This is a genomic window from Geobacillus sp. CX412 (genome assembly GCF_027942335.1).
GTDB classification, from domain to species: Bacteria; Bacillota; Bacilli; order Bacillales; family Anoxybacillaceae; genus Parageobacillus_B; species Parageobacillus_B toebii.
The window spans coordinates 2,906,602-2,930,826 of the sequence record NZ_CP103461.1; the positions used below are offsets into that span (position 1 = coordinate 2,906,602).

General features: G+C 38.4%; 19 protein-coding genes and 4 pseudogenes. 3 read left to right on the top strand and 20 right to left on the bottom strand.

Annotated elements, in window-relative coordinates:
* The first annotated feature begins 66 nt into the window (after positions 1-66).
* From NXM86_RS15170 to recJ, 3 genes are all read left to right on the top strand, one after another.
* Positions 67-1,524: a recombinase family protein gene (locus tag NXM86_RS15170; protein WP_375216883.1), complete on the top strand. Its 1,458-nt coding sequence runs from the start codon at positions 67-69 to the stop codon at positions 1,522-1,524.
* 14 nt (positions 1,525-1,538) lie between these two features.
* A complete protein-coding gene (locus NXM86_RS15175) occupies positions 1,539-1,862 on the top strand; it encodes a hypothetical protein (protein WP_498958245.1) in 324 nt (107 codons plus the stop codon).
* A 63-nt stretch (positions 1,863-1,925) separates the two neighbouring features.
* Complete coding sequence (recJ, locus tag NXM86_RS15180; RefSeq protein ID WP_498958246.1) at positions 1,926-3,587, top strand: single-stranded-DNA-specific exonuclease RecJ; 1,662 nt, start codon at positions 1,926-1,928, stop codon at positions 3,585-3,587.
* Between the two features lie 228 nt (positions 3,588-3,815).
* Here the strand turns inward: recJ and NXM86_RS15185 are convergent, their stop codons facing one another.
* The 20 genes and pseudogenes from NXM86_RS15185 to NXM86_RS15280 all read right to left on the bottom strand — a co-directional run.
* Positions 3,816-4,307, bottom strand: a complete 492-nt coding sequence (locus tag NXM86_RS15185) for a GNAT family N-acetyltransferase (protein ID WP_011230097.1) — start codon at positions 4,305-4,307, stop codon at positions 3,816-3,818.
* 127 nt (positions 4,308-4,434) lie between these two features.
* Complete coding sequence (locus tag NXM86_RS15190) at positions 4,435-5,229, bottom strand: arsenite methyltransferase (RefSeq protein ID WP_011230096.1); 795 nt, start codon at positions 5,227-5,229, stop codon at positions 4,435-4,437.
* A 13-nt stretch (positions 5,230-5,242) separates the two neighbouring features.
* Positions 5,243-5,963 (bottom strand): annotated as a pseudogene (locus tag NXM86_RS15195) (permease).
* Positions 5,964-6,072: 109 nt separating this feature from the next.
* A complete protein-coding gene (locus tag NXM86_RS15200; protein ID WP_011230094.1) occupies positions 6,073-6,519 on the bottom strand; it encodes a MarR family winged helix-turn-helix transcriptional regulator in 447 nt (148 codons plus the stop codon).
* Positions 6,520-6,683: 164 nt separating this feature from the next.
* Positions 6,684-7,106, bottom strand: coding sequence for an arsenate reductase (thioredoxin) (gene arsC / locus NXM86_RS15205; RefSeq protein ID WP_011230093.1), 423 nt, complete (start codon positions 7,104-7,106; stop codon positions 6,684-6,686).
* A 20-nt stretch (positions 7,107-7,126) separates the two neighbouring features.
* Positions 7,127-8,188: an ACR3 family arsenite efflux transporter gene (arsB, locus tag NXM86_RS15210; RefSeq protein WP_171698953.1), complete on the bottom strand. Its 1,062-nt coding sequence runs from the start codon at positions 8,186-8,188 to the stop codon at positions 7,127-7,129.
* A 30-nt stretch (positions 8,189-8,218) separates the two neighbouring features.
* A complete protein-coding gene (locus NXM86_RS15215; protein WP_011230091.1) occupies positions 8,219-8,566 on the bottom strand; it encodes an ArsR/SmtB family transcription factor in 348 nt (115 codons plus the stop codon).
* 418 nt (positions 8,567-8,984) lie between these two features.
* A complete protein-coding gene (locus tag NXM86_RS15220) occupies positions 8,985-9,857 on the bottom strand; it encodes a MerR family transcriptional regulator (protein ID WP_498958247.1) in 873 nt (290 codons plus the stop codon).
* A gap of 290 nt (positions 9,858-10,147) precedes the next feature.
* Positions 10,148-12,286 (bottom strand): heavy metal translocating P-type ATPase, encoded by a 2,139-nt coding sequence (locus NXM86_RS15225; protein ID WP_498958248.1) that lies wholly within the window; start codon positions 12,284-12,286, stop codon positions 10,148-10,150.
* Positions 12,279-12,647, bottom strand: coding sequence for an ArsR/SmtB family transcription factor (locus NXM86_RS15230; protein WP_050367243.1), 369 nt, complete (start codon positions 12,645-12,647; stop codon positions 12,279-12,281). Before NXM86_RS15230 ends, NXM86_RS15225 begins: the two co-directional genes overlap by 8 nt.
* 225 nt (positions 12,648-12,872) lie before the next feature.
* Positions 12,873-14,224 (bottom strand): annotated as a pseudogene (locus tag NXM86_RS15235) (Nramp family divalent metal transporter).
* Between the two features lie 325 nt (positions 14,225-14,549).
* Positions 14,550-15,596, bottom strand: a complete 1,047-nt coding sequence (locus NXM86_RS15240) for a flavin-containing monooxygenase (protein WP_011230086.1) — start codon at positions 15,594-15,596, stop codon at positions 14,550-14,552.
* Positions 15,597-15,621: 25 nt separating this feature from the next.
* On the bottom strand, positions 15,622-16,569 hold the full coding sequence (locus NXM86_RS15245) for a cation diffusion facilitator family transporter (protein ID WP_011230085.1): 948 nt from the start codon (positions 16,567-16,569) through the stop codon (positions 15,622-15,624).
* Between the two features lie 14 nt (positions 16,570-16,583).
* Positions 16,584-16,892 carry an ArsR/SmtB family transcription factor gene (locus tag NXM86_RS15250; RefSeq protein ID WP_011230084.1) on the bottom strand — a complete coding sequence of 103 codons (309 nt, stop codon included), beginning with the start codon at positions 16,890-16,892 and terminating at the stop codon, positions 16,584-16,586.
* A gap of 291 nt (positions 16,893-17,183) precedes the next feature.
* Positions 17,184-17,906, bottom strand: a complete 723-nt coding sequence (locus NXM86_RS15255) for a ZIP family metal transporter (RefSeq protein WP_012749256.1) — start codon at positions 17,904-17,906, stop codon at positions 17,184-17,186.
* 136 nt (positions 17,907-18,042) lie between these two features.
* Positions 18,043-18,516 (bottom strand): PCYCGC domain-containing protein, encoded by a 474-nt coding sequence (locus tag NXM86_RS15260; RefSeq protein ID WP_011230081.1) that lies wholly within the window; start codon positions 18,514-18,516, stop codon positions 18,043-18,045.
* 317 nt (positions 18,517-18,833) lie between these two features.
* A pseudogene (locus NXM86_RS15265) lies at positions 18,834-19,253 on the bottom strand (transposase); the annotation flags it as partial.
* Positions 19,254-19,567: 314 nt separating this feature from the next.
* Positions 19,568-21,436 (bottom strand): RNA/DNA-binding domain-containing protein, encoded by a 1,869-nt coding sequence (locus NXM86_RS15270; RefSeq protein WP_498959049.1) that lies wholly within the window; start codon positions 21,434-21,436, stop codon positions 19,568-19,570.
* A gap of 262 nt (positions 21,437-21,698) precedes the next feature.
* Positions 21,699-22,865 carry an IS256 family transposase gene (locus tag NXM86_RS15275; RefSeq protein ID WP_498958249.1) on the bottom strand — a complete coding sequence of 389 codons (1,167 nt, stop codon included), beginning with the start codon at positions 22,863-22,865 and terminating at the stop codon, positions 21,699-21,701.
* 308 nt (positions 22,866-23,173) lie between these two features.
* Positions 23,174-23,980, bottom strand: a pseudogene (locus tag NXM86_RS15280) (SpoVR family protein); the annotation flags it as partial.
* Positions 23,981-24,225: the final 245 nt, after the last annotated feature.

Consider the following 24,225-nt stretch of genomic DNA (forward strand, 5'->3'; position numbering starts at 1 on the left):
CTCATTGTTTCGTTCATCCAAACATATATATGGGATATGGGACAAACAGAGTTGGAGGCAGTATGTATGAAAGACATTTTTCAAGAAAGATCGATTGCTTTATATTGCCGCGTTTCTACGGACGAACAAGCTCGGGAAGGGGTTTCGCTCGATGAACAACAAGAACGGTTAAAAGCTTACTGCCGGGCAATGGGTTGGAATGAGGAACCACTACTTTTTATCGATGACGGTTATTCTGCTAAAAATCTTGATCGTCCGGAGTTAAACCGTTTATTACAGGAAGTAAAAAAAGGTACGATTTCAAAAATATTAGTCACGAAATTGGACCGCTTGAGCAGGCGATTATTGGATCTTTTGAAATTAATTGATACGTTCCAAGAATATAACGTTTCATTTATTTCAGTTAGTGAATCGTTTGACACCAATACTCCGTCCGGACGTCTTACACTCCAAGTCCTGGGTGCGGTTGCCGAGTTTGAACGGGAACGAATTCGGGAACGTGTTTTTGAAAACATGCTGCACGCAGCCAGACAAGGAAAATGGTTAACACAAAGCCCTTACGGTTACAGATTAGATGTAAATAAAGAATTAGTTATTTATGAACCGGAAGCACAAATCGTTCGAAAAGTTTATGATTGGTATCTAAATAAAGGGCTCGGCTACTATGCGATTGCTAAAAAGCTAAATGAAGAAGGAATAGCTTCTCGTCAAAAAAAGGAATGGTCGATTCGTGCTATTAAACGAATGCTTACGAATCCCGTATATAAAGGAACTCTGGTTTGGAACCGTATCGACTCCAGTAAATCGAAGCGAGTAAAAAAAGATGATGCCGATTGGGTTGTCGTTGAAGACGCTTGTCCAGCTATTATTGATCAAGTTACATGGGAACAAGTACAAAAAAGAGTAAATAAAAAACAAATGGCACCTCGAGCACAAACAAGTCCCCATTTGCTTGGTGGACTATTAAAATGCGGCAGATGTGGTTCAGGAATGAGCATTGGTTGGTCAGGTTCAGCGAAAAATCGCTATCGCGTTTATCGTTGTTCTGCTAACAAAAACAAAGGAACGTGTACAAGCAAACAGTACCGCGCTGACGATGTGGAATCATGGTTTAAACATGGGTTATTAAAGTTAGCTGATTCAATTAACTCTCAAATGATTCCTCATCTTATTCAAAGGGCTGCTGAAAACGAAGAGAGTACAATCGAGCAAAAAATTCGAGCTGCCAAAAATCGTTATAAACGAAAAGTGGAAGCATACACGGCAGGACTCATTGAATTAGAGGATTTAAATGAAGAAAAAAAGCGGATGGAACAAATCATTGCAGAAGCTCAAAAAGCGGAAAATGCTTCCTCAGTGGATGTAAAAAAGCTTGAGGCAATGGTGAAAGAAAAAATAAACAATGTGATCGATGCAATTGATGTTTTACCAGTCCAGGAAGCAAAATCATTCATTAAAACGATTGTTGAAAAAGTGATTTTACTTGATGAAAAGGATATTGAAATCGTATTAAACATTCAGTAAATGGAGTTGACAGCATGAAACCGATCACCTTACGCCAATTGCTCGATACTAATCAATTTCAGAATCTGCTTCATCTAAAAAAAGAACTGATCTCTTATAAAAATTCTGGTGTCATTTTTTATAAAGAAGTAATGAGTTCACTTGAAATCGATACGCCATTTGAATTGTATTTTGTGCTGTCAAAAGGAGGAATTGAATACGAAAACGCATTCCCGATGCCAATTAATTTTTACAGAGAGTATTTAACATATAACCGTCCTCTGGAGTACCTTGCGCGTTTTTATCAGGAATACTACGGAACAAAAACATCCCATCCGACCGATTTTTTCAAACATTAAACGTTTTTCAAGCTAAAAAATATGCTTGGTTTTACAAATGACACCAACGAGAGGACGGTAAGTATGGATTGGATACCGTTTGATACACCATTAGAAAAACATCCCAATAAAGCTTTGATCACCTATATGGCAAGACAGTTTGATATCGAACCTGTACTGATGCACCATTTGTTTATTCACGGCATCGACAATTGCGAAAAAGTATCACGATTCTTATTTCCGACTATAGATGATTTTCATGATCCATTTCTCATGAATGACATGAAAAAAGCGATTATACGCATTATTAAAGCTTTGATACAAAAAGAAAAAATTCTGATTTATGGTGATTATGATGTAGATGGAATGACAGCAACAGCTATCCTGTACAAAGCTTTAAAGAAATTTAAAGCAGATGTACATTATCGATTGCCGCTTCGCAGTGAAGGGTACGGTTTGTCACCAAAAGCAATGGAAAAAGTTCCGGAAGATGTCTCTTTAATTATTACAGTAGACAATGGATCAAGCGCCCACCCTGCCATGGAAGTGGCAAAAAGAAGAGGAATGGATGTCATTGTTACGGATCATCACGAAGTTTTAGGTCCGCATCCCGACTGTTATGCGTTTATTAATCCGCGACGCCATGACAACACTTATCCTTTCCGACATCTCGCAGGTGCAGGAGTCGCTTTAAAAGTTGTACAGGCACTTTTTATGGCAGGAAAAATCCCTTGGGATAAACATGTTTATGAATTTATTGAGTTTGCCACATTAGGTACGATTGCGGATCTAATGCCTATTAAAGGAGAAAATCGTATTATTTGTAAACTTGGATTGCAGAAAATGAACTATACACCAACCCCTGTATTAAAAAAACTCTTTGAGATTTTACGAATTAAATATGTCGATAGTTCCACCATTAGCTTTCAAATTGGACCGATTTTTAACTCGTCGGGACGAATTGATGATCCGAACGAAGCTGTCGATATTCTAATCAATCCTTCATGTACAAAAGCAGATCTTTATGCATTAATTACTTTAAATAAAAAGCGGCAACAAATGACAAAAGAACAATTCCAACGTATTGAGGAACAAATTATTCAAAACCAATGGTATAAACAAAATGTTATTGTCGTTTGCGATGATTTTCACAGCGGAATTATCGGTCTCATTGCCGCCAAAATAGCCAATAAATTCAAAAAGCCAGCGGTTGTGATTTCCTTGACAGGAGCCGGTTCTGCCAGAAGTGTAAACACGACTGATTTTTCCATCATTAATGTGATTAAGAAGTGCTCACATTTCTTAACCAAATACGGTGGTCATCGAGCCGCTGCTGGTTTTTCGATTAAACCCGATTTCGATCATATTCATGCTTTTAGAGAAGCGATTCAACTAGCAGCCTTAGAGGAACCGCCACTACATCCAAAATTAAAATACATTAGTACAATTCCCTTACATCAGTTCCCTATGCATCTTTTTGCTGACTTAAGCGTTTTAGAACCATTCGGAATGTCATTTCCAAAGCCGTTGTTTTATTGTTCACCGCTGGCAATCAAGCAATTCCAAGTATTCGGGAAAAACAATGAACATTTAAAATTAACAACGAATGATAAAGAAGCCATTGCCTTCTTTAAAGGGGCAATGGCAAACGAACTCCAACAACAATTGTTAGCTGAATTTCTTTACACTCCTAACTGTCCGATGAAAAAAGATTTTTTAATTCATGATCTTCGTTTCATCCAATAACCAAAGAGCCTTGGAAAAAGTTAAATACAATTAACAAAATATATTGTTTTTTGCAGAGGAGGACATAACCCACAACGAGGGGCTGTACATTGACAGAATGGTATATGGAAATAACACAATTGTATTTGGATCTAACTCTAGTGGCAGATTTATTTGGTTCGCTATGAATCCGAGAATAATCTGCCACTTTTATATATACAAAGTGATTACATAATATAAAATTCATAATCAGTCTATACCTACAACTGGACTGCGACGCTCAAGCAATACCACATCACGCCATACCCCATTTAACTTTCCTATACGTTGTCGGATACCAACTTCACGAAATCCAACACTTTGATGTAAACGTAAACTTGGTATGTTTTCAGGGAAAATCCCTGCTGTTAATGTCCAAAATCCTTTTGCCTCGGATTCTTTGATCATAGCTTGTAGAAGTTTTTTTCCCACTCCTTTTCCTCGACTCACATCTCGAACATACACACTCACCTCTCCCACCCCTTCATACACGCAGCGATCCGATACTTTACTTATCTTACACCAGCCTTGAATGCCTTCTTCGTTTTCAGCGACCAAACATAAATTTGCGGCAATGGTCGATTCCCATTTTTCAAACGATGGTGCTGTCGTTTCAAACGTTGCTTGTCCTGTCGCAATTCCTTGCTCGTAAATTTCCTTCACTTGCATCCAATCCTCTTTGCGAAAGCTACGAATGTTCATATGAAAAATCCCTCCTTATTTTCATACAGAAAAGGCACTAGGAATCGCCTAATGCCTTTTCCATGTAACATTAGCAACACTCACGCTTTTCTTCCCCAACGAGTTCCGATCTGTTACACCACATTTTTTAAGGTTTCATTGCTTTAATGATCGCAGAAACAATGTAATCCTCGATGTTCGCTCCAGGCACCCAATCTTTGATAAACTCCTTCGATTCATCTTTTGGTTCAATGGTGATCTGTGTGAATCCACTCTGTTGTAACATGGATTCCAGTTCACCAATCGATGCTGCTCCTGATACGCAGCCCGAATACAAGACATCCATATTGTTTTTGATTTCCGATGGAAGTTCTGCCGTCGCCACAACGTCGGAAATGACAAGGCGCCCTCCTGGTTTCAGCACACGATAGGCTTCCTTGAACACCTGGGGCTTATCTGGAGAAAGATTAATGACGCAATTGGAAATAATGACATCCACCGAACCATCTGCCACCGGTAAATATTCGATTTCTCCTAACCGAAATTCAGTATTGGTAAAGCCACCCTTGGCAGCATTGTTGCGTGCTTTGCTGATCATTTCTGGTGTCATATCCACACCAATGACGCGCCCGGTTTCTCCGACCTGACGAGCAGCCAAAAAGCAATCGAAACCGGCACCACAACCAAGATCCAACACCACATCTCCGGGGTTCAATTCCGCAATTGCTAGCGGGTTGCCGCAACCAAGTCCAAGATTAGCTCCTTCTGGCACGGCAGATAATTCCTCATCCGAGTATCCTAGTTTTGCTGATACCTCATTAGGTGTACCACAACATCCGGAAGAGTCTGAACAACAGCTTCTAGAATTTACTTCCTGCAGCGCAATTTGCTTATAGCGGCTGCGGACATTTTGCCGGATTTGATCGTTATTAACGTGATTCATAAGTTATCACTCCTTAAATGATATAGAATAAAAATCCTGATAACGTTGCCATCGTCATGACAGAACCTACAAACGCAAAGACCAGCTTCTTTCTAAAGATACTGTGTAATCATGTGATCTCCGGTAAGCTTGCCCCTGCTGAGCTAACCATCGGCGCCATAACAGGTCCTAATGCCATGCCTTTTGCAATCAACATTTGTGAAATGGGAATCATCGTGAAAAGGCGGATATACAAAGGAATTCCGATGATTGCTGCAAGTGGAACAAGCCACCACTTATCACCCCCCATATAGGTTGAAATCCATTCTGTCAGTACAGCACCATGAATAATGGCTTCAATGCCTGCACCCAAAAGCAAATATGGATAAACCGTTTTTATTAAGTGAAAGGTCTCCTGTAAAGCTTCTCTCATGTTTCGTTTCTTTCCGATCTCTACTTCTCCTTTTTTTACTCCGAGTGTCGCAGCCATGAGTGTCAATATGATTGGATCGAGCACAGGAGAATCAAAGAGAAAAATCATCACAATACCGAAACGGACCTTCTGGTTTAAAAGCGATACGACAACTGGGATCGTAGAACATGAGCAAAACGCAAACGCGACAGCAACCAATGCTCCGAATAACGGATGGCGCTTTGTTAACAAACTTTGCATTTTATCATAAGGAATATATCCTTACTGAAAAGTGAATGACGAACGAAATAGCCAAAAACAAAAGAGTTAATTCTAACGCAATATAAGAGAAAGTCTTGAAAAATCGCTATGCTCATTGATTATCTCTCCTTATTTTATTTGCAAATTACAACTATATGTTTAACAAACAGGCAAGCCTAGATATACTTGCCTCAAAATAACGGTTTACAACATACACTTGATTTTGCCATACACTCATTCAACAATTTAATCGAACGAATCACGGTTTCTTTCTCAAATTCCGTCATATGTGAAAACACTTCTTCTAGATATCGATTTATTTCTCGATCAATGGTTGTTGCGATAAACTTTCCTTCGGTGGTTAACGATAACGTGTATACTCTTCGATCTTCAGGAAGCGGCGTTTTTTTTACTAATCCCTTTTTCACTAAATTTTGAATCTGTCTGCTGAACGTGGTAATATCCATTCCTAATGCTTCAGCCACTTGTTGCATGGAGGGATGTTCTCTTTTGTCAATTTCATAAAGAATATGGCTTTGAACGAGAGAAATATCTACATCATCAATCGAACAGCAATTTTTATTTAGCAATCCAAAACGACGTGTCATCACTTGAAACAACTCTCTAATGTTTTCCATTTTTTTCACCTCTATAATTATTTATATCACATTATTTGCAAATTGCAACTTTTTTATTTTAAAAAATAAAGAAAATTTTATCGACATGTCTCGTCCTTTGTTTTGTATGAAGTATTTATTAAATAAAATCAGCCGAGAAGATTCTTCTCGGCTGTCATTTAGTCTTATTCGCCTGTTTCAGCAAATTTTTTGATGCGCGCGCCGATTTCATCGCGAACACGACGGAATACAGCTAATTTTTCCTCCTCCGTTCCTTCCGCCTTTGCCGGATCATCAAATCCCCAATGAACACGTTTCACATTTGGTGGGGTTACTGGACAATGGTCCGCTGCATGACCACATAATGTTACTACCAAATCCGCTTTATTTAAAATTTCCGGATCAATGATATCCGATGTCTGGTTCGAAATATCAATTCCTACTTCTTTCATGACTTTTACCGCGTTTGGATTTAGTCCATGCGCTTCAATACCGGCGCTGTACACTTCCCACTCGTCGCCAAGATATTTTTTTGCCCATCCTTCTGCCATTTGGCTGCGGCAAGAGTTACCTGTGCATAAGAAGTAAATGATCTTTTTGTTTTTCATGTTTCCTTCCACCTCTGTTGTTAGTATGATACTGATTCTGTTTTAAAGTATTTTCGTTGAAACCATAGTGCCACGTTGACTAACGCAATCATGACAGGCACTTCCACCAGTGGTCCAATAACAGCTGCAAATGCTGCACCGGAATGGATCCCAAACACGCCAACAGCTACGGCAATCGCTAACTCAAAGTTATTACTGCCGGCTGTAAAGGCAAGTGTTGTGGTTACAGGGTATCTCGCTCCAAATTTCCTCCCTAAGAAGAAGGAAACGAAGAACATCAACACAAAGTAAATCAACAATGGAATGGCAACTCTCACTACATCCAACGGCAAGCTTACAATGACGTCTCCTTTTAAAGAGAACATGACGATAATCGTAAACAACAAAGAAATCAATGTAATCGGGCTGACTTTTGGAATAAATACTTTTTCATACCATTGTCTGCCCTTTGCTTTTACTAACAAAAAGCGCGTCAACATTCCGCCAAGAAACGGAATTCCTAAGTAAATAAACACCGACTTAGCGACTTCCATCATTGTAATATTAACGACAGCACCTTCTAGTCCTAACCATTCTGGAATGATCGTCACAAACACATACGCATAAACAGAGTAAAATAGCATTTGGAATACAGAGTTAAACGCCACCAATCCAGCTGCGTACTCCCTGTCTCCTTTCGCTAAATCATTCCAGACAATCACCATCGCAATACAACGTGCCAGACCGATCATGATGAGTCCGACCATGTATTCCGGTTTATCCGGTAAGAATATGATCGCCAACAAAAACATAAGAATCGGTCCAATAATCCAGTTTTGTACGAGCGATAACACTAATACTTTCACATCTTTAAAGACGCGCCCAATCTCCTCATAACGAACTTTTGCTAACGGAGGATACATCATTAAAATTAAGCCAATCGCAATTGGAATTGATGTGGTCCCTACCTGCAAACTGTTCATTCCGTCTACAAAGCCTGGAAAGACAAATCCTAATCCAATTCCTGCTGCCATAGCAAGGAAAATCCAAAGCGTGAGGTATTGATCCAAAAACGATAGACGTTTTTTCCCCGTATTATTCATTTTTTCCCCCTAATAATTTAAATTAGTAGGTTAACAACCGCAACGGAGCGTAGGGTTGGTTTCCTCAATCTTACGAATATTCTCTGTTTGATCTGGAATATGTTGCAGAATATCTTGGATGAAATCATATAACTCATTTTGTGAATTGAGGGAATAATAAATCCACTGTCCCCTCTTATCTTCTTTTACTAATCCTGCATCTTTTAACTTGCGAAGATGCTGACTAATCGCCGGCTGACTCATGTCAAACACCTCAAGAAGCTCGCATACACAACACTCACGTTGTTTTAAAATTGCCATGATCGTTAAACGTGTTTTATCACCAAGCAACTTTAAAACATGTGATGCTTTTTCTATTTCCACTACTGTCTTTTGCACGGGAACACCTCCTATTCTTGTATAATTATATAGCTATTTACTTATATATGAACGAAAATGAAATATGATACTCCTAAATGTCTTTATTTGCAATTTTGTTTATCTCACACTAAATAAATAATGTTACATCTTTCATATCCACGACATGGATATGGTAGTATAACCATACTTACTCCTCCCTTTAATAAGCATATAATTACATACTTATATAAAACAAGAGAAAAAAACGATTTTAACATAATCTTTACAATTCAAACGAAAATGTGAAAGTCGGAAGTAAACTTGCCTTATCTCGTCTCCATTTGTTGTTATTCTTCAGAACGAGAGATTCTCCTCCTCGTCATAAATTTCTTTTATTTGTTTCGGTTCGTTTGTTAACTCCATTTCAAATCCTTATTTATTTGATAAGTAAAAAAGACTAACGACTCGAGTCGTTAGCTAACACTGTTTCGTCAACTGAATTCAGGATTTGTTCTAATTTGGTTCGGATCGCGTTTTTAAGCATGGATCTTAAATTTTTTTTATACTTCTTCTTAGTCAATGGACAAATATATTCTCCATCATCAATAACCTCGTTTTTTAACTCTCCATCTTCATTGAAAAACAACGTATATATTTCGTTGATTAGTTTATTTTCTTGCTGTATGTAGTTTATTGTTTCACTTTTGTATCCCTTGATCACTTTTTCGAAAATCATTTTAAAATCTTCAATAGACATCTCTTTCTTTAATTTGCGTTCCATTGTTTTTGGTGTTTCATTACTACTTTCTTGTTGATTTTTCTTTTCTAATTCTTGATACATCTCATCCATTTGCTCATATAAACCGATTAAAAAAGCATTTTCTTCTTCCAGTTTTTGAACTTTAACCGTTAATTCAGTGATTTGCTCGTAAACCAAGTTCAACTCATCCTGCATATTAATGAGTTGATTTTCTAATTGATTCTTCTCCTCCATGAGCTGTTTCATTAATTCTTCCGAGTGAGTGCTATCACCTTTAACTTCTTCAGAATCCAATTTATTATGCTTTTCACGATGGTCATTCGCCAACATTGAAAAAGAGTTTTCTACATACCATTCATAAACTCCCATTACTTCAGGCAAACCTGGTCTCTGTTCTTCAATAAACTCGAATAAATCATCGTGATAAATTCGCCAATCCTCCTTTCGATTTGCCGAACGTTCTGCTTTAATCTTTCCTTCTCTGATCCAACGAGTAACCATTTGAATTGAGTCAGTAATGTAATATTCCTGAAGTATTTTTAGTGCTTGGTGAACATTATATACTTCCATCTCCTTCTCCCCCGCTCAAAATTATTTAAAATAAAAATATGTTGGTAATGTTATACCTATGACATTACCTAAGTAATTTTAGGAAAATAAGAAATGCTTGGCTTTAAGCGCCAAGCATTTTTATTAAAATCCCATTTAATTAATTAAGATCTCTAAAATTTAGGTCATTTGTTTTGTTAGTTTTGACTGTTTTTAATCAGGGCTTTGTTAAATTTCAATGTTGATTTTTAAACCACACAAAAAGACCGAAATAAATTCGGTCTTTTTGTGTGTCTTCTTCAACTATTGCATTATTCTTTCACATTTAGCAATCGCATGCTGTTTAATGTTACGATTAATGTTGCTCCCATATCCGCAAATATCGCTAACCATAACGTTAACCAACCAGGTACAATTAACAATAACGCCAGCACCTTAATGCCCAAAGAGAAGGTAATGTTTTGCTTAATAATTGCTAAAGCCTTGCGGCTCAATTTAATCGTATATGGCAATTTACTTAAATCATCAGACATTAAAGCAATATCGGCTGTTTCAAGGGCTGTATCGGTTCCAGCACCACCCATTGCCACACCAACGGTTGAAGCTGCAAGAGCTGGTGCATCGTTCACACCATCTCCAACCATCGCAACACTTCGATACTTGTCGCGAAGCTCTTTGATGAAATTCAGTTTATCTTCTGGAAGTAAATCGGCTTTAATATCGGAAACACCGACTTGTTTTCCGATGGCTTCGGCTGTTCTTTGGTTATCTCCCGTCAGCATCACCGTTTTTTCAATACCGACTTGATGAAGTTTTCGAATAACCTCTTTGGATGATTCTCTTATTTCGTCTGCCACGGCAATTAACGCCAGAATTTCTTTTTCCGTTCCTAATGCCATGACCGTTTTCCCTTGTATTTGAAGGGTTGTAATTTGTTCTTTTATTTCTGATTGGATGCCATTTGGAAGAAGTTCTTCAAAAAGACCTGGACTTCCGACATAATACATTGCGTTATTTACTTTGGCTTTGACCCCTTTACCTGTAATGGATTGGAATTCTTCAACCGATACATCATTAAAATTCAATCCATCTTCTTCTGCTTTTCTTATAATGGCGGAAGCAAGTGGATGTTGTGAGCCTTTTTCAATGGCTGCTGTAATGGTCATTAGTTCATTTTCATTGCCATTATAAGTGACTACATCGGTGACGGAAGGAATACCTTTTGTTAATGTTCCTGTTTTATCAAAAGCAATCACTTTTAAGTTTCCTGCTTCCTCTAAATAAATACCACCTTTAATTAACACACCGTTTTTCGCTGCATTTCCAATGGCAGTTACAATCGAAACAGGCGTGGAAATAACCAACGCACACGGACAACCAACCACTAATACAGCTAGACCTCGATAAATCCATTCGCTCCAATCAGCACCCATAAATAATGGAGGAATAACGGCTAGTAAAAGAGCAAAAATGATAATGGCTGGTGTATAGTATTTGGCAAAACGATCTACAAACGCTTGAGAAGGTGCTCGTTCTGCTTGAGCTTCTTCCACTAAATGGATGATTTTCGAAAGAGTTGTATCTTCCACTCGTTTTGTAACTTTTACTTCCAATAACCCTTCTTCATTCAATGTTCCTGCAAAGACTTCATCACCGACTGTTTTGGTTACTGGAACACTTTCTCCCGTAATGGCAGCCTGATTTAGCGTAGATGTACCCTTGATGACGATTCCATCCATCGCTAATTTCTGACCAGGCTTTACGATCATAATATCTCCGACTTGAATATCGTCAACAGGGACCATCATTTCTTCATTTCCGCGACGAATTAATGCTTCTTTTGGAGCAATATCCATCAACGATTCAATGGATTGACGAGCTTTATCCATGGAATAACGCTCTAAGGCTTCGCTAATGGCGAATAGAATAACAACCGTTGCACCTTCTCCCCATTCACCAATCGCTGCAGCTCCTAAAATCGCCACTGTCATCAGCGTATTCATATCAAAATTCAATCGAACTAGGTTTTTGAAACCTTTTATAAATAACGAATATCCACCGATTAAAATTGCTGCAGCATATCCAATTGTCGCAAAGATATGCTCTTCTCCGTATTGCTTCCCTAAAAACCAACTGATCACAAGCAAAACGGCGGAAATATACACTTTAATGTTCTCTTTTTGCTTCCAAAAAGGTTCACGCTTGACTGCTTTTTCTTTATCTTCCCGAACCTTTAAGTTTTCAAAAGCTCCTGCTTTTTCTAATTCTTCGATGGTTGTTGTACCCCAAACGGTAATTTTAGATGCTCCAAAGTTTACTTTAGCATCTTGAACACCTGGCAATGATTTTACATTATTTTCAAACTTTGCTGCACAGTTTGCACAAGTAAATCCTTGAACACGGTAGGTTTTCATTTCTTTCTCAGATAATTTTGCTTGTTGTTCAGACACGGACTTTCACCTCTTTCTCATGTGCTAACGCAATCATGATTAACTGCTTAATATGGTCATCATCCAGCGAATAAAATGCTAGCTTTCCTTCTTTTCGATACTTTACAATCCCTTGTTTATAAAGGGTGCGTAAATGATGGGAAGTGGTTGCAACAGAAGCCCCGATGATATTAGCAATATCACATACACATAACTCTTCATCTTGGCAAAGTGAATAGACAATTTTTGCCCTATTTTCATCTGCCAGTGCTTTAAACAACTGGACAACACTAGATATATCTTCTTTTTGCAATTCACCATGTATTCGATTGACTTTTTCTTCGTTATAACAATAAATTTCACATGTATCTTTCTTACTCATTCATTATCCCTCTTTCATATTCAAATTTCCGTTTGAATATATTATACCCCATTTCTTTTATTATTCAAATATTTATTTGAATTAAAAACAAAAAAAGAATGGAATTTAAAAAAATCAACCCAATATTTACCGTGCGATTCATTTAATTAGCTACATCAAAAAATTCTATTAGATAAAAACAATAAACCTCATTATCCGCAAAAAGATAATGAGGTTTATTATTCCTTAACCAAAGAATGTTTGGAACAATAAATATGCGTTTAAGCTGATAATCACAACCGCTACCATCCAAGCAAGAACTTTCAACCATAATGGATTTGCGAACTCACCCATTTTCTTTTTATCGCTAGTGAATTGAACGAGAGGCACTACCGCAAAAGAGAGCTGTAAAGAAAGAATCACTTGGCTCAAAATAAGTAATTGAGCCGTTCCGCTTTCGCCATAAAGAGCAGTTACAACAACGGCTGGGACAATGGCAATCAATCGAGTTATCAGTCTTCTTAACCAAGCAGGAAGGCGAATATTTAGAAAACCTTCCATCACAATTTGACCAGCTAAGGTTCCCGTTAATGTGGAGTTTTGACCAGAAGCCAACAAAGCAACTCCAAATAAAATACTTCCAAGTGTTGTTCCAAGCAGTGGAGAGAGCAAGTGATAAGCATCTTCAATCTCCGCAACATCTTTCATTCCTGCTTTATGGAACGTAGCAGAAGAAACAATAAGGATCGCTGCATTAATAAATAAAGCGAAGAATAGGGCAATCGTTGAATCCCAAGTAGCATATTTGATCGCTTGTCGTTTACCCGAGCTGGTTTGTTCGTATTGACGTGTCTGCACAATGGAAGAATGCAGATAAAGATTATGAGGCATTACGGTTGCACCTAAAATCCCGATTGCAATATAGAGCATGGATGGATTGTTAATAATCTCTTTGCTTGGAACAAATCCCTTCAATATGCCACCTACATCTGGTTTAGAAAGAAAGATTTCAGTCGCAAAGCAAGCACCAATGGTTAGAATTAAAACAATCACCAACGTTTCAATATAACGAAAACCTTTATTCTGCAGTAGCAATACGACCAGTACATCCAGAGCTGTAATAATCACTCCATATATTAACGGAATGCCAAACAACAATTTCAAAGCGATTGCCGAACCGATCACTTCGGCTAGATCACAAGCTGCGATTGCCAACTCGCATAAAACCCATAAGATCATTGCTACAGGCTTGCTGTAATGGTCGCGACAAGCTTGGCTAAATCCCTTCCCGTTACAATTCCCAACTTGCCAGCCAATGCTTGAAGCAATATTGCCATTAAATTGGAAAGCAAAATAACGGAAAGCAACGTGTATCCGAACTGGGAACCTCCTGCGATATCAGTCGCCCAGTTTCCCGGGTCCATATACCCCACGGCAACTAAGCATCCTGGTCCAGCAAACGCAAGAAACTTTTTCATCCAAGAACCCGTTTTTGGTATACGCAAACTTCTATATACTTCGGGCAATGTTGGTTGTGTCCGTTTCTTTCTCCAACCTTCCTCAACGACTAACGGCAGTTTTTTTATATTTTCACTCATGATGATCACCTCATGATTGGTTTTCGCTAAATATTTTGCATTAAGGAAACTTTTGGGGTAAAAAAATTTGCTCCTACAACTTAGAATTAGATATATGTAAGAGCAAAGAAAATGTTGCCTAAATAAATTGTACATCAGAAACTTTTTTAGTCAATGGAAACTTTTATCGTTTGTTAGTTTAAGATCGCTAAAATATTGAACAAGGTACTGACCTTGTTCAAACCATTTAATGATATTTGAAGCTTATGTTTGAATGAATACTCTCCCACTTACGCTAAGCTTAGAAGGGCTATAAAAAGTTCTAACCACAACATTGCAAGCACCTTCAATGGTTTAAAATATCATTTATCAAATACTCTGCATCGGCACCCACTCCTCCAATAAGAGCAGATCCCCTTCGATACTGCCACGGCAATCCCAAGAAGTACAATCCTTTCACAGAAGTTACCCCTCTTTGGTGAATGGGCTTTCCTCTATGGTCTAAAACATTCGGAATTTGAATCCAACTGTAATCAGAATAAAATCCAGTTGCCCAAATGACATTTTGAACTTGAATTTGACTGTTATCTGCAAAAGAAATAACATCTCCTAAAATACTTTCTGTTCTGGGTTTAATTTTAATTTTGCCTTCTTGTATTAAATGTTTCAGTTCTTTACCGAAAATAGGGTCACTTTGCTTACTGATAAACTGACCTAACGAGCTGTTGATATGGACATTTAATAAACCTAATTTTTTAAACCACCAGAAAATACTTTTACCCATTATTTCAAGTGGAAAGAACTTCATTTTATGACCTACAGATAAATAAACTTCTCTGTCTTCGGACAATTCAACAGCAATTTGTGCCCCTGAATTTCCCGCACCGACTACCAAAACAGAGCCTTCTTGTAATTGAGATGGATTCAAATAACGGGATGTATGCACTTGATACACTTTATCGGATAAGCTTTCTGCAAATGGTGGAATGTATGGCTTTTGGAAAGGACCCGTTGCTACAACCACTTTCTCTGCCACATAATTACCATTATTGGTTGTAACTTTAAAAATCTCATCTTCTTTTTGAAGGGAAATGACTTCTGTGTTCAGATGAATAGGTAATTCAAATTTTTGAGCATAATCCTCTAAATAATCGGCAATTTCATCCTTGGTTGGATATCCGTTCGGGTCACCCTTTAAAGCCATTCCTGGCAAAGAACTGAACCAGCGAGGAGTAAAAAGAACTAAGGAATCATATCGGTTTCTCCAAACATCTCCGATTCGATTTTCCTTGCCAACAATGGCAAACAATATATTATTTTGTTTCAGATAATATCCCATCGCTAGTCCTGCCTGACTAGCACCGATAACCAGAACATCAACGATGTGTTGCATTTTATCACCTCTCTTCTGAAAAGGATTAAACTTTCATTTCCCCGTGATGGATTTGAGAGGTTTCAATTTGAATGGTTGCATGCTGAATTTTAAAGTGGTCCTCAATAAAATGGATCGCTTCTTGTAAAACCTTTTGGCTGTCTTGATGATCTTCAATCAAAATATGGCAACTTAATGAGTCTAACCCTGAAGTAATTGTCCAAATATGAAGGTCGTGAACGTTAATCACTCCTTCAATACTTTCTAAGGCTTTTTTCACTTCATTTTGGTCAATGGTAATTGGCGTTCCTTCCATCAAAATGTGAACCGTATGTTTAATCACTCCCCAAGCGCCTTTCAAGATTAATAAGGCAACCAAAATGGAAATAATGGGGTCAGCGACATACCAACTAAAGAGCCACATGACAAGCCCAGCGATGATAGCACCTACGGAACCCAAAGCGTCACCGATCACATGAAGATAGGCACTACGCAGATTGACATTATTTTTTACATCCCCTTTTTTCATTAACGCCCAGGCACTTAAAAGATTGGCAAAAAGTCCAATGGACGCAATCAGCATCATAGAGCCGCTAGCCACGGTTGGAGGATTGTAAAAACGTTCAATTGCTTCCCAAATAATAAATCCAGCGATAACAAACAAGGTAACTCCATTAAACAAAGCGGCTAAGATTTCAAAACGATAAAAGCCATACGTTTTATTGGGGGAAGCTGGTTTGGTGGCAAACCAAATTGCCACTAAGCTAAGAACAAGTGAACTAGCATCACTAAGCATATGACCAGAGTCAGAAAGAAGGGCTAGGCTGTTTGTGATTAAACCTCCGAAAAACTCTAACAACATAATTCCAGCGGTAATGAGAAGGGCAATTGTAAGCCCTTTTTTATTTCCTTCTCTACTGTGATCATGGTGATGTCCGTGGTGATGGTGATGACCATGGTGGTCGTGAGAATGATGGTGGTGATGATGATGCATGATAAAATACCTCCTTAATGATGTTCAGAATGGTCAATGGCTTGTTTTAATAATGAAATAACATGTTCGTCATCGCAGGAGTAAAACAGTGTTTTTCCTTCACGGCGATACTTAACCAGTCTCAGATTTCGTAACATACTAAGTTGATGGGAAACGGCTGATTGAGACATTTCCAACACTTCTGCAATGTGATTGACATTGCACTCTTCTTGCGATAACAAATAAAGAATTTTGATTCGTGTTGGATCGGCTAATACCTTAAATATTCGCGATACATTTTCAATGGTTTCAGATTTTAAGAAAGAATGGTCTTCCATCTTCATGATGATTCCCCTCACTTTATTTATTATATATGAGCATATGTTCATATGTATGTATCATATTTTATATTCATTTTTTTGTCAAGTTTAGGAAATGTTTTTTCATGAAAATGGGTTATTTAGCTCATAATGAATGGAAGGAGGATGATGACAACCGTTCAGGTGGAAAAATCGGACTTGCAACATGGCGATTTAAGGGTATAAAAAGGACAGCAGTGAGCTGTCCTTTCGAATATCAGCACATCTTTTGTAAATTCTTCTTCAAGTTCCCGTATGACGTTATCCTCAAGTTTTTTACAGAAAAAACAAGTAAAATGAAACCAATATAAAACCGATTATAGCCATGATAACACAGTATATTTTGGTAGATGCGCGTAAAGCTGTTCCAAAAATTTCTTTTCCCGTCACGGAAAGCATTACCCCCATCGCCAATGCGATAATCATTGCTACTAACCAAGGAACCCCCATTCCGTAATTGCTTCCGATGAATGCTCCAACTCCTATGGGGGCGGAGGCTATGGTTGCCCCAAGTATGATGCTGAGAATTCCAAACCCAGCCATCAGCAAGGGAGTAAAAACAGCAATACCTTCTGGAATATTGTGAAGCATAATCGCAGTCATCATTGGTTTAGTCAATGAATCGTGAGTATTGGCTCCAAGTGCGATGCCTGTTGGAAAATTGTGTAGGGCAATACTGAATGTTAAAAATAGACCAGAATGTACAAATAAGTCTTTTTTAGCGTCATTGGTAATAATGATCACATGATGGGAAACCTTTTCTAGATGCTTATAAATAAAATAACCAAAAATCAATCCGACAATAGCAATAAACCAACCTCCAATTTCTATGCTTTCAGGCAAAATTTCCATCGTGACCAGTCCAAATATCATACCACTACATACTGAAAAAATGGTTGGCGTTCCTTTTTGCCAGCCTTTAAACAACCAAGCAATCACTCCGCCAGATAACATTCCAATAGCAGAAGCAGAAAACCCTAAAAGCCAAAGTGAGTTCATCCATCATCCCCCTTGTACTAAGTTGTCTTTACTTTTATATCTGCCAAACTTATAAAATATGCCTTAAGAAAACAAAAAATCCTCCACCGTGGGAGGATTGTAAAGCCTTCGTTTTCGGAAAAGTGAGGTTTGTTTATTATAAAGGCATTGGAGTTTTAGTTGGTTTTGCGTAACCTTCTTTGTACTTTTCATCAATGTAATGGCGAATTTCCTTTATAGACTTACCTTCTTGTTTCATTTTAATGGATTCCGCTGCGATTTGTAAGCAAACACCACAACGAGTACCGTGGTCATCCCAGACAACAGAACCATCTTTATTGATTTTTTTGACAAAGCAATTCATACTACTTTTATGTCCCGCACTCTCGGCACAACCGCAATAACAAGGAATCCATTGTAACAACTCTATTGATTTGCCAGCAGCTTGATATACCAAGCGGACCTCTTCACTTTGACCTTTCAAAAAGGTCGGTAAAACGTCAGCAGAAGCAGTTTTTTCTTGCAAATCCCCATTGGAAGAATGCTCTTGATGTGATTGTTCTTTATTGGAACTGCAAGCCGAAATGATCAAAGTGAGCAGAAGTAAAACAATCATTCCCTTATATTTCATCCTTGTCACCTCTTATAACATTAGACATGACTAATATATCATAAGGGGTGGACATATTCAGCGTAATAATAAATTGTTCAAAATATTGTCAATTTATAAAGCTAAATCAACATATTATATTAGTCAACTATAATATGATCAGTTATAATAGGTACCGTCAAGAATTTTGTGTAATGCAAGATAGATAGGGTATCTCTGAAATGGATTTGGAATGGATAGGGGACTAGTTTCCTCCACACGAGGGACTGAATATTCAGTCTATTGCGCAGAAAGGGAGAATCCCCTTATCGTATTGGTTTGATATTTACATTATTTGGTTAATTGTAACGTTCTTCAAACATTCGCTCGAGGGCTTCCTGTGCTTCGGCAAATCCTCTTAACTTTCGCCCTGCCCATTTCTCATTAAAATCTTGGATGGTCAAATACACGACTTTTTCCGCGGCTTCTAAACTGCTCAAACTGTTCATCGGCTTTAGACGTTTCCGAATCTCTTTGATCGTTCGTTCAATGGCATTGGTTGTATAAATCACACTTCGAATACTGCTTGGATAGTCCATAAAGGTGAGAAGGACATCCAACTCATTTGCCCACGATTGGACTTCCCTTGGGTATTTGTGAGACCATTTGGATTGAAACTGTTGAAACATCTCCAATGCGATTTCTTTATTCGGAGAACGATAAATGAGTTTCAGGTCCTCCGCCATTTCGAATTGATCTTTTTTCCGAACACAACGGAGATAGCAGCCGTTTCTCCTATTCGGTGTTCGAGCCTGTTCGATTTCGAGGAAATGTTTGATTTCTTCCCGCATAATCAGCTCTAATTTTTCTTTCACAAATTGACGAATAACACTTTCCAGTTGATTTGCCCAGTCGACATTCGGTATACTTCTTTTAGACATAGGTAGGGTTCTCCTTTCTCTAAGATTTTTGGTCCAATCAGAGAATACCCTACCTTTTTTCTTTTGTTCTAGCAAAATGTTTTACACAAACTTTTATACATCATCGAGAAATTTGTCTAATAACAATAAACCAGCATTAGGAATCCAGTATCCTAATGCTGGTTAAAAAGAGATCGTGTCATATATGCTTGTTTCGGATGATTTACTTGCTCCGGATATAGCAGTTCTAACTTTCCTTCCCTAAGCAATCGTGAAATGTACTTTTTGCGAAGAGGATCCATCTGCCTATTCAGTAATTGACTTAATTCTTTGAGCGTTAACGGCTTAATTGCACAAAGATTTAAAATGATCTCATCCATTTCGGAAGGATGTAATCTCTTTTTCTTCCTTGCTAATTCAGAAATATCCAATAGCACTTTTTCATAATCTTTTGTTTGTTCGTTTTCGTTAGGTCCGGAGTTAGCAGCGTTAGGTCCGGAGTTATTAACATTAGGTCCGGAGCTTATCCGATTATATCTGGAGTTCCCTATAGACTTTTGATGAAACATTTCCGTTAGCGTATATTTTGTACCTCTTCCTTGTCCATTTGGTTCTAAATATCCTTTTTCCACCAGTCCGGATAATAATTTGCTTATTTCATCACTCTTTTTATCTGTCAGGCTTTGCAATCTCGTATTGGTCACATAATTTTCTTGATGTGCCGTCACTAAAATTAATACTTCATCATTGGTTAAAAACTTATAATGTTTCCCAAGAACTGCTTTTAGAAAATCGACGCTTTCCTGCGGTAATAATGAAGTTGTTCGCAACGTAAGAATCGTGCGATCCGGCTGAAATTCTTCAATTAATTCTGGGGCAGTCCAATGTTGTTCTTTCCACGCCAAATGAATATTCTCAATCCCCGACCCTGCCCGTTCACCAAGTCCGATTAACATAAACATTTTAAAAATCGTTGGATTTCTCGGATCACTTATTCCACCTTTCAGTGCTTGTTGCAAAGGAATCCGAAGAACACCCGGGTTGGAAAATCGAAATAACATCTTTTCCTTTTCGATAACAATTCCGCGTCGCCCGTAGTAATCGGCATGAGCCAACGTATTGACTAAAGCCTCACGAAGAGCAGCGTGCACCCTTGTATCATCCTTGCGAAAAAGCCCCTCCATTTGAAAAGGAATGTTTAAATCATCCGTTAGTCTGCGGATCACTTTAAAATAAAAATCATACAAATTCCCCGACCAAGTGCCGTCGGAAGAAATAATCCGATCTGTCCATCTCTCCCCCGGCACATCCGAACTCTTTTCCCGATATTCTAAGAAATACTGCGGTAAATACTCTGTAATGCTGCGCTCTTCCCCAAACATGAGCAACCCGGCTAATGTTAGCCCTTCCTCGTTGGTTTCGCGTAGCCTTCCCAAAGCTCCAATTTTATATAAAAAGTCCTTCAGTTCTAAACCATTCCAAGGATGATCTGGTTTCAAAGAAGAAAAGCGATTTCGATAACTTCTCACCGATTCCATATTCAAATCATTTAAACCGTAATTGGGAAGAACTTTGCTGTCTTGAGGAATTGGAGATTGATCCGCTATCATTCGCTGTACTTCTTCTTTTGTACATTTATAGTCTCCTTCATAATTGCGGCGATATGTACCTGTAAAAGGATTATGACCAATATAAATTGGCTTGTCCTCACGTGAAGCTCTTGGAACATAAATTTTCACGATTTCTTTCCCATCAACTTCAATAATTTCTACATTTCGATCCACTAAGATATTTTTACTAATCCTTTGGGGATTATTAATTCCATCCCAAAAGTCTTTGACTAACTTTTTTGCATCAACATCGACTGGGAAAAACTCTTGTCCTTTTTGCTCAACCCCAAGCAAAATAATACCGCCATTTGTATTTGCAAAAGCAGAATACGTTTCCCAAACATCTTTCGGTAGACCGCCTTTGGCTGCTTTACATTCCAATTCGGCATTTTCTCCATCTTCTATAATACGCAACAAATCCTTCGCGTCCATTCCGCCATATATCTCCTTTAAATTTCTAATATTTACTACAATTATTTGACAACGAAAAGAAACAATCCTTTTAACATTCAACAAATTATACAATTTTCCATTTGGTACCGTCAAGAATTTTGTGTAATGTAAATGGGGTAGGGTTTCTCTGAAATGGATTTGAATTGATAGGGGACTGATTTTCTCCACACAGGAGACTGAATATTCAGTCTCCTGTGTGGAAAGGGAGAATCCCCCTATTTTGTTTATTTACAGTATTTGGTTAATGATAACGTTCTTCAAACATTCGTTGAAGGGCTTCATGCGCTTCGGCAAATCCTCGCAACTTTCGCCCTGCCCATTTCTCATTAAAATCTTGAATGGTCAAATACACGATTTTTTCAGCGGCTTCTAAACTATTCAAACTGTTCATCGGTTTTAGGCGTTTCCGAATCTCCTTGATCGTTCGTTCGATGGCATTGGTCGTGTAAATCACACTTCGAATACTGCTTGGATAATCCATAAATGTAAGGAGGACATCCAACTCATTTGCCCAAGATTGAACTTCTCTCGGATACTTGCTGGACCATTTCGACTCAAACTGTTGAAACATTTGTAACGCCATCTCCTTATTCGGCGCGCGATAAATCAGCTTGAGATCCTCGGCCACTTCGAATTGGTCTTTTTTCCGAACACGGCTGAGGGTGTTGCGGACTTTGTGCACGACACAGCGCTGCACATCGGCTTTCGGATACACCGCCTTAAAGGCTTCCTCCAGCCCCGGTAGTCCATCGAATACGCCCAGAAGCACTTCCTTGACGCCTCTTTTGTAGAGCTGTTGGAGAATCTCCCGCCATCCATAGGCGCTTTCTTGTCCTCCCACGAAGAAATCCAGAATTTCGCGATATCCTTCTTCGTTCACTCCTAACACCACATAAATAACTTCTTTCTCTACCGTATCCCGGCGAAGTTTCACGTACAAGCCGTCCAAATATAAGACAGAATAACGTTTGGATAGTGGACGATGGTGCCATTTCTCGATGTCTTCTTTCACGACATCGGTAATACGGCTGATCGTCGCTGGAGAATAAGCATTTCCTAGAATTCGTTCGATAAACTTGCCAATTTCCCGTGTACTCATGCCACTTTGATACATCCTGATGATGGCTTCCTCCAGCCAGCCGGTGTGGCGTTGATAAGGGGCAAACAACTGTGTTTGAAATTCCCCGTTTCGGTCTCTTGGAACCAAAAGACCCTCAATCCGGCCATATTGCGTATCTAGATTTCGCTGATAGTAGCCGTTTCTCATATTTGATGTTCCGGCCTGTTCTATTTCGAGGAAATTCTTGATTTCTTCCCGCATGATCAGTTCTAATTTTTCCTTTACAAACTGACGAATGACACTTTCCAGTTGATTTGCCCAGTCGACATTCGGTATACTTTTAGACATAGGTAGGGTTCTCCTTTCTCTGGAATGTTTGGGTTCAATCAGAGAATACCCTACCTTTTTTCTTTTGGTCTAGCAAAATGCTTTACACAAAATTTTATACATCATCTTCCATTTGTCAAAGAAATTTATGGTTCACCAGGACAAAATGTATTACAAATGTTATTTTAGCATGATCACTAAACATTATCGAACCATGCAGCAAACCATTAATCAAATGTGCAATATTTAAACATTTTAACATCAAGAAAATAAAAAAATCACTTTCGTATACAAGTGATTTCTCATTTACATATTTAAGCTCCTTTGCAAAACGAAGCCCAGCCTTCGTTCATGATTTTCGTCTCCAACTGCGGCCAAAAGTATAACATTTCTTCGCGCATCATCGTTAAAATATCGCGCTGCCATTCTTCCAGCTCACGGCTATATTCTTCAATAAACAATAATACGTCTTTTTCCGGTTGCGGCGGGAATTTCCGTCGCTTTTTACGCGGTGGCGGAGTCGGCTTATCTTTTTCATCGAGCAACCATAAATCATCATATGGCGACGCTATTTTTGGCGGTTCTTCTTCTTCGTATACTTCCGTATCTTCCAAAGTCCATGATAATTTCGGACGAAGCAGTGACGGATCGATATGCTCTTGAATTGCCAATACCGCATCTAAAAACTTTTCTACTTCCAATTTTCCATATTGATGTTCGTAATGTTTGATTCTCTCGGCGGTTGCTGCCATGCTTTCGACCATATCCCGCTTTGTGTTGCTGAAACGAACGTTATTTTTGAAAAAGTCACTATGCGCTAATACATGTGCGACGATCAATTTATTTTGAATCAGCGAATTTGTATCCAATAAAAATGCGTAACAAGGGTCAGAGTTAATGACTAGCTCGTAAATTTTGCTTAAGCCTAAATCGTATTGCAGTTTCATTTTGTGAAACTGCTTGCCAAAAGTCCAGTGGGAAAACCGCGTTGGCATGCCATACGCACCAAACGTATAAATAATATCCGCTGGACAAATTTCATAACGCATCGGATAAAAATCAAGCCCAAACCCTTCAGCGATTTCCGTAATCTCCGCAATCGCCCGTTCCAACTCCTTCAAATCATCTTGTCGCATGCACATCTCCTCCCCTTTTCCCTCTTATCACAATGTATGAGGAAAAAGGAGTTTTGATACGTATAAGTCCATTCCATATTTCGCGTTTAATCCATACGACTGATCAATCATATGTCTACTTTTCTTCCCCATCTTTATATAAAAAATTTCCTTCAACGTATGTATTGTTTATAATGGACATTAGCAAATAATAAAGCCCATTTATTTTCTGCTGACTCGCTTTGCTCATACTATTAAAGTGTGGT

Bases quoted from the DNA above. Each gene is read 5' to 3' on its own strand.
- NXM86_RS15170 (WP_375216883.1), top strand. From the start codon at position 67: ATGAAAGACATTTTTCAAGAAAGATCGATTGCTTTATATTGCCGCGTT.
- NXM86_RS15175 (WP_498958245.1), top strand. From the start codon at position 1,539: ATGAAACCGATCACCTTACGCCAATTGCTCGATACTAATCAATTTCAG.
- recJ (WP_498958246.1), top strand. From the start codon at position 1,926: ATGGATTGGATACCGTTTGATACACCATTAGAAAAACATCCCAATAAA.
- NXM86_RS15185 (WP_011230097.1), bottom strand. From the start codon at position 4,307: ATGAACATTCGTAGCTTTCGCAAAGAGGATTGGATGCAAGTGAAGGAA.
- NXM86_RS15190 (WP_011230096.1), bottom strand. From the start codon at position 5,229: ATGAATCACGTTAATAACGATCAAATCCGGCAAAATGTCCGCAGCCGC.
- NXM86_RS15200 (WP_011230094.1), bottom strand. From the start codon at position 6,519: ATGGAAAACATTAGAGAGTTGTTTCAAGTGATGACACGTCGTTTTGGA.
- arsC (WP_011230093.1), bottom strand. From the start codon at position 7,106: ATGAAAAACAAAAAGATCATTTACTTCTTATGCACAGGTAACTCTTGC.
- arsB (WP_171698953.1), bottom strand. From the start codon at position 8,188: ATGAATAATACGGGGAAAAAACGTCTATCGTTTTTGGATCAATACCTC.
- NXM86_RS15220 (WP_498958247.1), bottom strand. From the start codon at position 9,857: ATGGAAGTATATAATGTTCACCAAGCACTAAAAATACTTCAGGAATAT.
- NXM86_RS15230 (WP_050367243.1), bottom strand. From the start codon at position 12,647: ATGAGTAAGAAAGATACATGTGAAATTTATTGTTATAACGAAGAAAAA.
- NXM86_RS15240 (WP_011230086.1), bottom strand. From the start codon at position 15,596: ATGCAACACATCGTTGATGTTCTGGTTATCGGTGCTAGTCAGGCAGGA.
- NXM86_RS15245 (WP_011230085.1), bottom strand. From the start codon at position 16,569: ATGCATCATCATCACCACCATCATTCTCACGACCACCATGGTCATCAC.
- NXM86_RS15250 (WP_011230084.1), bottom strand. From the start codon at position 16,892: ATGAAGATGGAAGACCATTCTTTCTTAAAATCTGAAACCATTGAAAAT.
- NXM86_RS15255 (WP_012749256.1), bottom strand. From the start codon at position 17,906: ATGAACTCACTTTGGCTTTTAGGGTTTTCTGCTTCTGCTATTGGAATG.
- NXM86_RS15260 (WP_011230081.1), bottom strand. From the start codon at position 18,516: ATGAAATATAAGGGAATGATTGTTTTACTTCTGCTCACTTTGATCATT.
- NXM86_RS15270 (WP_498959049.1), bottom strand. From the start codon at position 21,436: ATGGACGCGAAGGATTTGTTGCGTATTATAGAAGATGGAGAAAATGCC.
- NXM86_RS15275 (WP_498958249.1), bottom strand. From the start codon at position 22,865: ATGTCTAAAAGTATACCGAATGTCGACTGGGCAAATCAACTGGAAAGT.